Source organism: Streptomyces iranensis (assembly GCF_017874715.1).
GTDB lineage: Bacteria > Actinomycetota > Actinomycetes > Streptomycetales > Streptomycetaceae > Streptomyces > Streptomyces iranensis.
Genome location: NZ_JAGGLR010000001.1, coordinates 707,400 through 719,837, shown reverse-complemented (window position 1 = coordinate 719,837; position 12,438 = coordinate 707,400). Strand labels below are relative to the sequence as shown.

Sequence of the window (12,438 nt, the reverse complement as noted above, 5' to 3'; positions counted from 1 at the left end):
AAAGTAAGGCACACCTAAGTGCGATCGGCGCGCCCGTGGGAACGGGCGCGCCCAGCTATCCCTGGAGCTCCGTCATGTCCCTGCGCGCCCGCGGCAGTGCCGCCCTCGCCCTCGCCCTGGCCGGGGCGCTCTCCCTCACCGCCTGTGGATCCTCGGACGACGGCGCGGACGGCGGCAAGCGCAACGGCGGGGGCGGGAAGTCCGTCGCGCAGGGCGGCAAGGACTTCGGCAAGGCGGCCGAGGAGACCGCGAAGCTGGGCACGGACGCGCGGCCCGGCGCGTTCCCCCGCACCATCACCCACGCGATGGGCAGGACCGAGCTCAAGAGCAAGCCGAAGCGGGTCGTGGTGCTCGACGTCGGCGAGCTCGACAACGTGGTCTCGCTGGGGCTGAAGCCGGTCGGCTACGCCCCCTCCGAGGGCGACCAGGCCATACCGGACTACCTCAAGAAGGCCGCCGGGAACCCGAAGAACGTCGGCACCATCAACAACCTCAACCTCGAGGCCATCAACGCCCTGCACCCCGATCTGATCCTCGGCAGCAAGCTGCGCGCCGAGCCGCTCTACGACGAGCTGAAGCAAATCGCCCCGACCGTCTTCTCCATCCGCCCCGGCTTCACCTGGAAGGAGAACTACCGCCTCAACGCCGCGGCCCTGGACCGCACCGCCGAGGCCGAGCGCTCCCTCGACGCGTACGAGAAGAAGGCCGAGAAGCTGGGTGAGGACATCGGCGCCGGCAAGCCGACGATCACCATGCTCCGCTTCATGCCGCAGGCCACCCGGCTCTACGCCAAGGCGTCCTTCATCGGCACCATCCTCCAGGACGTCGGTCTGCCGCGCCCGAAGAACCAGCAGATCAACGATCTCGCCGCGGAGATCGGCCCGGAGCGGATCGACGAGGCCGACGCCGACTGGATCTTCACCGGTGTCTACGGCGACCCCAAGGCCACCAAGCGCGACCAGGCGCAGTCCAACCCGCTGTGGAAGAAGCTGAAGGCGGTCAAGGCGGGCCGGGCCCGATCCGTCGACGAGGAGACCTGGTACCTGGGCCTCGGCGTCACCGCCGCCGACCGGGTCCTGGACGACCTGCGCGGCTACCTCGTCCACTGATCCGCGACACGGCGACCGGGCATCGCGGTGGTCGCGCTGGGTGAAGGCCGGGGCAGGGCTCAGCCGTGATCCGGGAGGTAGCCTTGCCCCGTGCCCGCACTCAACGACGTCCTCGCCGCGCTCGACGCCCTCTGGCCGCCCGAGCGGGCGGAGCAGTGGGACGCCGTCGGCACGGTGTGCGGTGACCCCGACGCCGAGGTCACCCGCGTGCTGTTCGCCGTCGACCCGGTCCAGGAAGTGGCCGACGAGGCGGTGGGCCTCGGCGCCGATCTGCTGATCACCCACCATCCGCTCTATCTGCGGGGGACGACCACGGTTGCCGCCTCCACCTTCAAGGGCCGGGTGGTGCACACGCTGATCAGACGCGATATCGCCCTGCATGTCGCGCACACCAACGCCGACACCGCCGACCCTGGCGTCTCCGACGCCCTCGCCGGCGCGCTCGACCTGCGGATCGTCGGTCCGCTGGTGCCCGACGCCACCGACCCCGAGGGCCGCCGCGGGCTGGGCCGGATCTGCGAGCTCGACCACCCCGAGACGCTGCGGGAGTTCGCCGAGCGCGCCGCCGCCCGGCTGCCCGCCACCGCGCAGGGGATCCGCGCCGCGGGCGACCCGGACCATACCGTCCGCCGGGTGGCCGTCAGCGGCGGCTCCGGCGACAGCCTCTTCGACGCGGTGCGCGCGGCCGGGGTCGACGCGTTCCTCACCGCCGATCTGCGCCACCACCCGTCCTCGGAGGCGCGGGAGCACAGCGATCTCGCCCTGCTGGACGCCGCGCACTGGGCCACCGAATGGCCCTGGACCGAGCAGGCCGCGGCCCAGCTGGACGCGATTTCCGACCGGCACGGCTGGGGTCTGCGGACGCATGTCTCCCGTATCGTGACCGACCCCTGGACGGCCCACGCCGCGGCCCCCGCCGCCCCTCGCTCGACTCCCTGACCTCGTTTCCGTCCCACTCGACTCCCCTGGAGCCCCACGCTGAATGCCGCGCCCGCCGATCAGATCCGCCTTCTCGACGTCCAGGCGCTCGACGTCCGGCTGTCGCAGCTCGCGCACAAGCGCAAGACGCTGCCCGAGCACGCCGAGATCGAGAGGCTGAACGCCGATCACACCCAGCTGCGCGACCTGCTCATCGCCGCGCAGACCGAGGAGAGCGACACCACCCGCGAGCAGACCAAGGCGGAGCAGGACGTGGACCAGGTGCGCCAGCGCGCCGCCCGCGACCAGAAGCGCCTGGACTCCGGGGCTGTCACCTCGCCGAAGGACCTGGAGAACCTCCAGCACGAGATCGCTTCCCTCGCCAAGCGCCAGGGCAACCTGGAGGACATCGTCCTGGAGGTCATGGAGCGCCGGGAGTCCGTCCAGGAGCGGATCGCCGAGCTGACCGAGCGGGTGGAGTCCCTCCAGTCGAAGATCGGCGACGCCACCTCGCGCCGGGACGCGGCCGCCGAGGGGATCGACACCGAGATCGCGACCGCCACCAAGGAGCGCGAGGTGATCTCCGGGGCCGTCCCCGCCGATCTGCTGAAGCTCTACGACAAGCTGCGCCAGCAGCAGGGCGGCGTCGGCGCGGCCCGGCTCTACCAGCGGAGCTGCGACGGCTGCCGCCAGGAGCTCGCCATCACCGAGCTCAACGAGGTGCGCTCGGCGGCCCCCGACACGGTGCTGCGCTGCGAGAACTGCCGCCGGATCCTGGTCCGTACGCCCGAGTCGGGGCTGTAGGCCGATGGCGCGGCGCTTCATCGTCGAGGCGGACGGCGGGTCCCGGGGCAACCCCGGGCCGGCCGGCTACGGCGCCCTCGTGCGCGACGCCGAGACCGGTGAGACGCTCGCCGAGGTGGCCGAGTACCTGGGCACCGCGACCAACAACGTGGCCGAGTACAAGGGCCTGATCGCCGGGTTGCGGGCGGCGTACGCCCTGGACCCGGCGGCCGAGGTCCGGGTGCGGATGGACTCCAAGCTGGTCGTCGAGCAGATGTCGGGCCGCTGGAAGATCAAGCACCCCGACATGCGGCCGCTCGCCGCCGAGGCCAAGGGGATCGTCCCGCCCGGCCAGGTGAGTTACGAGTGGATCCCGCGCGAGAACAACAAGCACGCGGACCGGCTCGCCAACGAGGCGATGGACGCGGGCAAGCGGGGCGAGCCGTGGCAGCCGAAGGTGCCGCCCGGCGGCACGCTGGCGGCGGGCGCGCCGGAGGCCGCCGCACCCGCCGACGACGCCCTCGCCGAGCCCGCCGCCACGGGGGCCCCGGCGGTGGGCTGGGGCTCGGCGGATCTGGGCACCCCCGCCACGTTCGTCCTGCTCCGGCACGGGGAGACCGCGCTCACCCCCGAGAAGCGCTTCTCCGGCAGCGGCGGCACCGACCCCGCACTCTCCGACGTGGGCCGCCACCAGGCCGAGCGGGTGGCGGCGGCGCTCGCCGCACGCGGCACCATCCAGGCCGTCGTCGCCTCACCGCTGCGGCGCTGCCGGGAGACCGCCGAGGTGGTGGCCCGCCGACTGGGCCTGGACGTCCGCGTCGAAGAGGGGCTGCGGGAGACGGACTTCGGCGCCTGGGAGGGCCTGACCTTCGCGGAGGTCAAGGAGCGCTACCCGGACGACCTGGACGCATGGCTGGCCTCCACGGAGGTGGCCCCCACCGGCGGCGGCGAGAGCTTCGCGACGGTCACCCACCGGGTCGCGCTCGCCCGCGACAAGCTGATCGCCCGTTACCCGGGCCGTACGGTACTGCTGGTCACCCATGTGACCCCGATCAAGACCCTGGTCCGGCTGGCCCTGGGCGCCCCGCCGGAGTCCCTGTTCCGCATGGAACTCTCGGCGGCTTCGCTGACGGCGGTGGCGTACTACGGGGACGGGAACGCGTCCGTCCGCCTCCTGAACGACACGTCTCACCTGCGGTAGGCGCCCGCGCCTTCGCCGACGGCCCACTTTCCTACTCGTTTGATAAAGTGGGTCGTATGTCTGAGTATGAGGCTGAGGCGTCGTACAGCATCGGCGAGGGGCCGGCCACCCGGGTAAGCCTCTCCCTCCCCGAAGGGACCGCCGAGGCAATTCGCTTGCGCGTCGGCAAGCGGGAGTTCTCGGCGTTCATCACCGCAGCGGTGGAGCGTGAGCTGCGCGGTCAGATTCTGGACGAGTACCTGGCTGACTATGAACGGCGCAAGGGCCCGGTCTCGGCGAAGGCGCAGGAGCGGGCGCGTCGGGTCTTCGACGAGGTGTTCGCCGAGGACGGGCAGTGGCCCGCCGCAAGCTGAGCCACGACGGGACGCTCGTCCTGGACAGTGAGGGCCTCTCCAAGCTGCTGAACGATGACGAATCGGTTGTCGCCCTGGTTGCGGAGGCGCGGAGGCGGGGCATGGAAGCCGTGGTCTGCGCGCTCACCGTCATCGAGGCCGTGCATGCGCGCATCGACAAGGCCCGGCTGAGCTGGGTCCTTTCCGGTCTCCGCGTCCTCCCGGTGGGGGAGGAGGAGGCAAAGGCGGCCTCGGCGCTGCTGATGGGGGCCGCTCTGCACGGCCACAAGTACGCGATCGACGCGGCCGTGGCGGCGACCGCCCTCAAACAGCGGCATCCCGTCGTCATGCTGACTTCCGACGTGGACGACATGACCAAGCTCTGCGGCGACCGGGTGCGCCTGGTCGCCGTGTGACTCGGCTCCGGCCCCGGGGCACGGCGATGGGCCGGGGCCGAGTGATCTCTTCAGCGCCTGCAGCGGTAGAGGCGGATGGCGTCGCGGGCCGTGCTGATCGCTTTCCGAAGGTCCTCCGCCGCGCGCAGCGGCGGCGTCCCCTCCTGTACGGCCAGCGAACCGGAGCGCGGCGCGCTGCCCCATGACGACCTGTAAGAGTCCAGGCGGCCGCCCACCCGGGCCAGCGACGGCTGTACGTCCTCGGGGGCGTCGTCCTCGGTCTGCCGGAGGCGTCGCGAGAGCTGTGCCAGGTGCTCCGGGGTGGTGGCCGTGGGCGGTTCGTCGACCGTGTGCTGGATCTCGTTCAACAGGTCCAGCGCGCGCTGGGTGTCCTCCCGGCGCTCCTTACGGCGCTGCAACCGATAGTTGGCCCATGCGGTCAGCACTGCCCCGACGACCACCACCAGCACCCCAATGACGAGTTCCACCACTCTGCCGCTCACCGCAGTCCTCCCCCTGAATCAGTGTCTTGAAGGCAAGCTTCTGGCGCCGATGACGTATTACCTGCCGTGAAGGATGACAATAGCCGGAACTGCGGGGGGAGTTGTGCCGATCGACGGCTCGCCAGAGGCCGGACCTGCTGCTGCGGGGAGGTGACCTGCGGAAATTCCCTCTGAAAAAACTGCGGGGATCCCCGCAGTTCAACTGCGGGGACTCTGTGGTGGGGTGTTCGGTCTCGTAGTTCAGACTTCGTCGGGGCGGCCGTAGCGGATCCAGTCGAACCGAGGGGAGGCGGGATCTCCCAGTGCGGCCATCGTCTTGGAGCCGTTGTCCTTGACGCCCCCGGCCAGGGAGAACGCGCCGGTGGCCGTCTTCTTACCCGCCGTCCCCTCCCAATACTTGGCGTCCCGGTCCCATTTGACCTGGGACAGCAGGTTCATCAACTCATCGGGTGTCAGCGCGTCGCCCTCCACCTTGCTCTTGCTCCACGACGTGACGCGGTGTGCAACGGCACCCAGCGCCGCGAACACGGCAGGGGAGGCGATCACGGTGGAGTTCCGGGCCGTGAAGGCCGGGCCGAACGTCTCCAGGATCCGGGTCAGTACGGCATGGATCTCCGTGGTCGCGACCTCGCGCGTGCACCCCTCGGGGAGATCCGGAATCGGACCGCTGGTCTTCTCGAACCCGGCCTTGCCGAAGATCATCGTGATCACGAACGAGCGGAGCGTCGAAAGCGTCATCCACTCGGTGTCGGCCGCCTTCAACTGCCGCTGGCGGACGGAGACCACGCTTTCGAGCGGAACCCGGCCGTTCCCTGAGGGTGCAGCTACCTCGACCTCCTTGAGCAGCGTCAACGTGATGTTGGTCGCCAGGTTGGAGGAGTCCGAGGCGAGGGCGACGTTCTTGTTCGGAATGACGCCCAGCAGATTGCGGTCGTGGAAGATCTGGCGCGCCGCCACAAGATCGATGTCGTGGTAGACCTCGACGCCGACCAGCCGCGCGTTGATGGCGGCTTCGTCGGTGAGGCCGTAGAGGGCCGGATCTTCGCGTAGCAGGAAGTGTGCGAGATGCTGGGTCTCGGCGTCCATCAGTACGCCCGTGACGTCGAACGGCAGATAGGTGATCGCGTCCGGGCCGAAGGGGCTCGGCACACGGTCGATCCGTAGGCGCCTTCGGACCCATAGAGCGAAGGGCGGGGTGGCCCACCGTTCATCGCGCTCGCCCTGTAGTACCTCGGCCAGGTACCGGGCGTATGCCTTTGCGTTCTCGGCCTTCTTCGTCGACTTGATGTTGCGCTGGACCTCGTTACGGGTCTCCGCCTGCTCCTTACCCTTGCGGTCCAGGTAGCGCAGCGCCTGCGGGTTCTCCGCCTTCCTGGGGTCGGGGACGATCCGCGCCAACTGGCCCCATGGCATGGTCGTCATAAAGCGGGTCGGACTCAACTCCAGCACCCGCAGCGGATCGCCAAGCCGCCGATCGACCTCGTTCACAAACCCCGTCGTCTGGTCGGTCACCAAGACCCCCTGTTCCACCCCTGAGAACCCCCGGGAGGCTTTCGGCCCCGGGAGATGTACATCCCGGCGGGTTGTACATCCCATCGAGCATAACCAGGTGCGGGGATCGGTCAGGCGAGCTCGGCCGTCCCGTAGTTGCGTGCGGGCCTGTCTGCGGTGGCCGCCGCTGGCGTTGTCAGCCCCGCAGCGCCGCCGCCTCGCGGGCCAGGGACTCGACCCGGGTCCAGTCGCCCGCTTCCAGCGCGTCCGGCGGCAGCATCCAAGTGCCGCCCACGCAGCCGACGTTGGGGAGAGACAGATACCCGAGGGCGTTCGAGGCGTGGACCCCGCCCGTCGGGCAGAAGCGGGCCCGGGGGAGGGGCGAGGCGAGTGCCTTCAGATACGCGGTGCCGCCGGCCGCCTCCGCCGGGAAGAACTTCATCTCCTCGACCCCGCGTTCCAGCAGCGCCACGACCTCCGAGGTGGTCGAGACCCCCGGCAGATACGGCAGCCCGGACGCGTCCAGCGCCCCCAGCAGCCGGTCCGTCCAGCCGGGCGTGACCAGAAAGCGCGACCCGGCGGCGACGGCCGTCTCCACCTGCTCCTGGGTCAGGACCGTACCGGCGCCGACGACCGCGTCCGGGACCTCGTCGGCGATCGCCCGGATCGCGTCCGCGGCGGCGGGTGTCCGGAAGGTCACCTCGATCGCGGGCAGCCCGCCCGCCACCAGCGCACGGGCCATCGGAACCGCGTCGGCCACGTCATGGACGATGACCACGGGGATGACAGGGGCGAGGTCGAGCAGCGAGGAATCCGGTGAACCGGGGGAGGGCGCGGTGCTAGTCACGGCGCCCATCCTGCCCGCGCGGTGGCGCACTGCGCAATGGCGGTTGCGCATGTCGCAACGGGTGCGTACGGAACGGCGGCAGGGAACGGGTGCCCGGCCAGGAAACGGGCCCCCGGCCAGGGAACAGGCGGGCCGACCCACACCGCATTCGAGTACCCACCTACACCTCCGTCACCACCACATCCAGCCCCCACGCCCGCCCCGCCCGCTCCGGCGGCGCCGACTCCACCACGTACCCCAGCCCGCGCAGCGCGTCCACCAGCTCGCCGGGGCCGTCCGGTTCGGCGCCCGCGGTCAGCAGGTCCCGTACCATCCGGCCCTTCGTCGCCTTGTTGAAGTGGCTGACGACGGACCGCTTCTCGACCCCGTTCACGATCTTCGACTGGAGCACCCGTACTGTCGCCGTCCGCTCGGCCACCGTCCCCTTGGGCTTCCACGCCGCCGCGTACGCCGCCGAGCGCAGGTCCAGCACCAGCCCGTCCCCGGCGGCCTCCGGAAGCACCTCGGCCATCGCGGTCCGGGTCCGCCAATACGTGCCGAGTGCGCCGAGCCCCGGGAGCTTCACGCCCATCGAGCAGCGGTAGGAGGGGATACGGTCGTCGATCCGTACGGCGCCCCACAGCCCGGAGAAGACCAGCAGCGACCGCTCCGCCCGGCGGCGGGCGGGGGCAGACAGCGTGGCGAGCCCGAGAGCGTCGTACAGCACTCCGGTGTAGATCTCCCCGGCGGGCCGCGCCGCGGCCTCCCGCAGCGCCGCGTTCTTGGCGATCTCGCCGCGCAGCCCCTCGCTGAGGCCCAGCACCTCCGCGGCCTTCCCCTCGTCGCCCGAGCAGAGCGACACCAGCTCATCCAGCACCTCCGCCCGCGCCTCGCCCAGGCCCGGCAGCGACAGCGAACCCAGGTCCAGCGGGGACCCGGCGCCTCCTGTGGCCTTTCCCTCGGACGGGGGCAGCAGCACGAGCACGGTCTCTCCTCGAAGGTCGAATGGTCGTCGGCGACGGGGCGCGGGGCGGGCCCGGAAAACCCGGGCCCGCCCCGCCTCGCCTCGCAGCCTACGGCCAATCGCTATGGGGTGTCCGGCGGGTGGCAGGGCTCCGCCACCGGACCCCGAGCCCCAGTTGAGGAAGGAGCCTCGGTTGAGGGAAGGGGCGGGTAGAGCAAAGCGGCCCGCCGCAGGCGTCACGATCCGTTCGACAACCTCTGGCGCGGCCAGACCGTCGTCCGCGCGGGCACCCGGTCCCCGTCGAGCGGACCGCCGGCCAGCGCCACCTCCAGGGGTCGACCGGGCCCGACCGGGGTCGCCCGCCCGCCGGGTATCATGGTCAACACGGCGGACGAGCCGGCCGGGCGGTCGCGTCGGGGTCCTTCAGGGCCCCGCCGAGGAACGTCCGGGCTCCACACGGCAAGGTGGTGGGTAACGCCCACCCGGGGTGACCCGCGGGACAGTGCCACAGAAAACAGACCGCCGGACGTCGCGAGGCGACCGGTAAGGGTGAAACGGTGGTGTAAGAGACCACCAGCGTCCGAGGTGACTCGGACGGCTCGGTAAACCCCACCTGGAGCAAGGTCAAGAGGAGCCGCCGCACGGCGGCTCTGCGCGGACGATCGAGGGCTGCCCGCCCGAGTCCGCGGGTAGACCGCACGAGGCCGGCGGCAACGTCGGCCCTAGATGGATGGCCGCCTCCCCGAGGGCCGCGAGGCCCCCGGGAGACAGAACCCGGCGTACAGGCCGACTCGTCCGCCGCCACCTGCGCTTTTGCCTTGGAAAGGGCCTCTGACCTGCGACGGAGGCCCTTTCCGTGCTTTCACGGGCTTGCCGTCTTACGCGGCGGAAAGTCCCTCGGAAGTCCCTCGGACAGCGCTGAAAGTCCCTGAAAAGTCCCTGGAGCGGAGGGGCGCGCGAGGCATCTGGGCAGGGCGTTCACGACAGCCGCGCGCGCCTGGTCCCAGCGTGATCGCACGCCGCGGGTCACGGGTCAGCGCCGCGGGATCGGGACGGATCTCGATGGCCGGTCTGGTCTGCCGCAGCCCGGGCCGCCGTACCCGGCCCATCATCCGAATGCTGGCGCATCGCGGATGCAAGGACGAGAAGAAGGGCTCCTGGGAGAAGAACTTCGACGCATTGGCGACATGATCAAAATATTGGCCTAAGTTCAACATGGGTAGCATTCCGAGCCAGAACGCGCTGGAGCGGGCAGAATCTGGCAGGGCGTTCCAGGCGCACCCTCCGGGCCGTACGGCTGGTGGTATCTGATCCTGGAGTGCTGACGGCGAACCTCCGCTGGCGCGCGGCCCAGCCCTGACAACGACAGGAGTGGCATGGACGCCAGCGAGAACGCGGCCAAGCTGGCTGTGCTCATCGACGCCGACAACGCACAGCCCGCGATCGTCGAGAGCCTGCTGGCCGAGGTCGCCAAGTACGGGACCGCTCACGTCAAGCGGGCCTACGGCGACTGGACAGGGACGTCACTGAAGGGGTGGAAGGACCAGCTGCTCAAGCAGTCGATCCAGCCCATTCAGCAGTTCGCTTACACAACTGGCAAGAACGCCACCGACGCAGCTCTGGTGATCGACGCCATGGACCTGCTGTACACGGACCGTTTCCACGGGTTCTGCATCGTCTCCAGCGACAGTGACTTCACGCGCCTGGCTGCCCGGATCCGTGAATCCGGGCTGACCGTGTACGGGTTTGGCGAGCGGAAGACGCCCAAGCCCTTCGTCTCCGCCTGCGACAAGTTCATCTACACCGAAAACCTCGCTTACACGTCGGGTGGCCCTCAGTTCGCCGGCGCGGCTCCAAGGGCGGCTGTGCAGACAGCAGCAGATGGGCTGAGGGACGCCGGGCTCACGGACCTGCTGCGCAGCGTCGTGGAGGGGGCTTCAAACGACGATGGCTGGGCTCACCTCGGCGCTGTCGGCAGCATCATCAGAAAGCGTCAGCCCGACTTCGACTCCCGAAGCTACGGCTACCCCAAGCTCATGGGCCTCATGGAGGCAACCGGCCTGTTCGACCTGCAAAAGCGCGATCCCGGGGACGGGAATCCGCCCGTCATCTATGTACGCAGTCGAGTCGACAAGGACGGAACATCCGCCCTCGCACCCGGAGATGATCCGGTTTCGCGGACCGGGGCGGCTGGTCCCGCCTTGTAGCCAGGCTTTGGTGCCGCTGACCCTACCGAGCGGTTGTCGGACCAGCAGTCTCAGCGATCGGGAACGGTCTGCTGGTTCCCGACTGATCCACGAGCAGGCGGGAGATGGTTCGCTGCTGTTCAAATACCGCAACCCACCGGGAGGTCAAGGCATCTCGCATGAAATGCCTAGAGACAGACTGTCCTCCCACAGCCCTTGTCGGATGGAAGGCTTCCTTTCACTGAGGCCGCTACCGATGTGAGGTTGTCGTCATGGCACGCAGCGATCCCGAACTTCCGACGAACGGATTCACGGTTGCGGCTGCTGTCGATGTGTTCCGTTTGCACGTCGCCAAGTTGTCGCACTGTCCCGGCATTTGGGCGTGCCGGCGCAGGGCGAAACGGTGGAGACCGTTGAGCTGTTGGCGAGCGAGGTGATCGCAAATGCCGTCCTGCACTCATCCGGTCCGTGTGACGTCGTCGTGACGCGTAACGCCGAACGGCTTCGCGTCGAAGTCACGGACACCGACCCCACGTTGCCGAGCGCCGTCGCGGCCGGGCCGAACGACGAGAGCGGCCGAGGTCTCTGGCTCGTCGAGGCCTTGGCGGACGCCTGGGGCGTGCGGCTGGAGTCCGAGGGCAAGACCACGTGGTTCGAGATCAGGCTGGAGCCTTCGCACGAAGGTCTGGGCGATAACCCGGTGAAGGTGCCGACCTCACCCCATACGGTTGCCGTGCGACGAGCTGATCAGCAGGTCTGCCTGACGAGGCCGGTGAAATCGCGGGCATTGTCCGTCCCGGCAACCGCTGGGAAGCGGCACCAACCTGCCTGAGCAGAACGAGGGGCGTCCGACCGAGGCACGACACGGGTACGGTCACAACAGGCCCGTGGATGGTGCGGCCCTTCGATGAGCCTGGCGGCTGTACGAGGGGCGGACGCGTGGGGTGAGAGGTCGGCATGCCTGGGTTCAGGCAATGCGAGTGGGGAGTATTTACGTGTCGCCACATGCCTCAGAAGAGAATCTCGATGAGTCAGACCGGGGACGCCTCGGTGGCCGGAGAGTGCTCGCCGCCGAGGTTGTGCGTGACGCGCGGCGTAGGGTGCAGAACGGGGCGTCGGTAGATCAGCTCGCGCGTGCGATCGGTGTGACCAGCAGGGCGCTCTCCAAGGCGGTCTATGGCGCCACCTGGCGCTGGGTGGATGACCCGCCGCCGCTCAGTCGGCCCCAGCCCGCTGATCCTGACCAGCCGAGCCCCACTGTTCTGGACGAAGCGCACGTACGCAGGTTGAGGCGTGAACATGCCGACGGTGCTACGGTGCGCTACCTCGCGACGAGGTGCGGACTTCCTTACAACACTGTTCATGACGCGATCTGCGGCGTCACCTGGGCGCATGTCGATGAACAAGTGCCCGATGAGTCCTCCGGAGACCAGCGCCGCCCAGGCGTCCTTCTGAACGCGGCGTCCGTGGGGGAAATGCGGCGCGCGCATGCCGGCGGCGCTTCACTACGGTCGCTTGCTGACGGATTTTGTCTGGAGTACGCGACCGTCCGGGCGGCTGTGCAGGGGACGACCTGGCGCCACCTCACTGATCCGCCTCCTGTTCCTGCCTCCGGACGTGGCGGACGGCCCGCACTCACCAATGAGCAGGAAACAGACCTCGTGCGGATGCGAGAGCAGAGCGGGGCCACGTACGCCCAGCTCGGCGCCGCTTTCGGCGTCAGTGAGGCA

The 12,438-nt window shown here is 69.6% G+C and carries 12 protein-coding genes and 1 other RNA gene; 9 read left to right on the top strand and 4 right to left on the bottom strand.

Features of this window, described 5'->3' with window-relative positions; genetic code table 11:
- Positions 1-74: 74 nt before the first annotated feature.
- The 6 genes from J2Z30_RS03135 (at position 75) to J2Z30_RS03110 (ending at position 4,759) form a co-directional block, all read left to right on the top strand.
- A complete protein-coding gene (locus J2Z30_RS03135) occupies positions 75-1,109 on the top strand; it encodes an ABC transporter substrate-binding protein (protein WP_044576203.1) in 1,035 nt (344 codons plus the stop codon).
- 90 nt (positions 1,110-1,199) lie between these two features.
- Positions 1,200-2,048, top strand: a complete 849-nt coding sequence (locus tag J2Z30_RS03130) for a Nif3-like dinuclear metal center hexameric protein (RefSeq protein WP_044576205.1) — start codon at positions 1,200-1,202, stop codon at positions 2,046-2,048.
- Between the two features lie 39 nt (positions 2,049-2,087).
- Positions 2,088-2,831 carry a zinc ribbon domain-containing protein gene (locus J2Z30_RS03125; protein ID WP_078956921.1) on the top strand — a complete coding sequence of 248 codons (744 nt, stop codon included), beginning with the start codon at positions 2,088-2,090 and terminating at the stop codon, positions 2,829-2,831.
- A 4-nt stretch (positions 2,832-2,835) separates the two neighbouring features.
- The gene (locus tag J2Z30_RS03120) at positions 2,836-4,011 is read left to right on the top strand and encodes a bifunctional RNase H/acid phosphatase (protein ID WP_044576212.1); all 1,176 of its coding nucleotides are present in this window, start codon (positions 2,836-2,838) and stop codon (positions 4,009-4,011) included.
- A 56-nt stretch (positions 4,012-4,067) separates the two neighbouring features.
- Positions 4,068-4,364, top strand: coding sequence for a hypothetical protein (locus J2Z30_RS03115; protein ID WP_044576216.1), 297 nt, complete (start codon positions 4,068-4,070; stop codon positions 4,362-4,364).
- Positions 4,346-4,759: a DNA-binding protein gene (locus tag J2Z30_RS03110; RefSeq protein ID WP_044576219.1), complete on the top strand. Its 414-nt coding sequence runs from the start codon at positions 4,346-4,348 to the stop codon at positions 4,757-4,759. Before J2Z30_RS03115 ends, J2Z30_RS03110 begins: the two co-directional genes overlap by 19 nt.
- 50 nt (positions 4,760-4,809) lie before the next feature.
- Here the strand turns inward: J2Z30_RS03110 and J2Z30_RS03105 are convergent, their stop codons facing one another.
- The 4 genes from J2Z30_RS03105 to yaaA form a co-directional block, all read right to left on the bottom strand.
- Positions 4,810-5,241: a hypothetical protein gene (locus tag J2Z30_RS03105; RefSeq protein ID WP_209468528.1), complete on the bottom strand. Its 432-nt coding sequence runs from the start codon at positions 5,239-5,241 to the stop codon at positions 4,810-4,812.
- A 240-nt stretch (positions 5,242-5,481) separates the two neighbouring features.
- A complete protein-coding gene (locus J2Z30_RS03100; RefSeq protein WP_044576226.1) occupies positions 5,482-6,753 on the bottom strand; it encodes a DNA sulfur modification protein DndB in 1,272 nt (423 codons plus the stop codon).
- 175 nt (positions 6,754-6,928) lie between these two features.
- Positions 6,929-7,588: a bifunctional 4-hydroxy-2-oxoglutarate aldolase/2-dehydro-3-deoxy-phosphogluconate aldolase gene (gene eda / locus J2Z30_RS03095; protein WP_044582016.1), complete on the bottom strand. Its 660-nt coding sequence runs from the start codon at positions 7,586-7,588 to the stop codon at positions 6,929-6,931.
- A gap of 151 nt (positions 7,589-7,739) precedes the next feature.
- Positions 7,740-8,543 carry a peroxide stress protein YaaA gene (gene yaaA, locus J2Z30_RS03090; RefSeq protein WP_044576229.1) on the bottom strand — a complete coding sequence of 268 codons (804 nt, stop codon included), beginning with the start codon at positions 8,541-8,543 and terminating at the stop codon, positions 7,740-7,742.
- A gap of 371 nt (positions 8,544-8,914) precedes the next feature.
- Here yaaA and rnpB point away from each other — a divergent pair.
- From rnpB to J2Z30_RS03075, 3 genes are all read left to right on the top strand, one after another.
- An RNA gene (rnpB, locus tag J2Z30_RS03085) (RNase P RNA component class A) lies at positions 8,915-9,320 on the top strand.
- Positions 9,321-9,898: 578 nt separating this feature from the next.
- The gene (locus J2Z30_RS03080; protein ID WP_044576232.1) at positions 9,899-10,729 is read left to right on the top strand and encodes an NYN domain-containing protein; all 831 of its coding nucleotides are present in this window, start codon (positions 9,899-9,901) and stop codon (positions 10,727-10,729) included.
- A 286-nt stretch (positions 10,730-11,015) separates the two neighbouring features.
- On the top strand, positions 11,016-11,540 hold the full coding sequence (locus J2Z30_RS03075; protein ID WP_078956923.1) for an ATP-binding protein: 525 nt from the start codon (positions 11,016-11,018) through the stop codon (positions 11,538-11,540).
- Positions 11,541-12,438 lie beyond the last annotated feature (898 nt).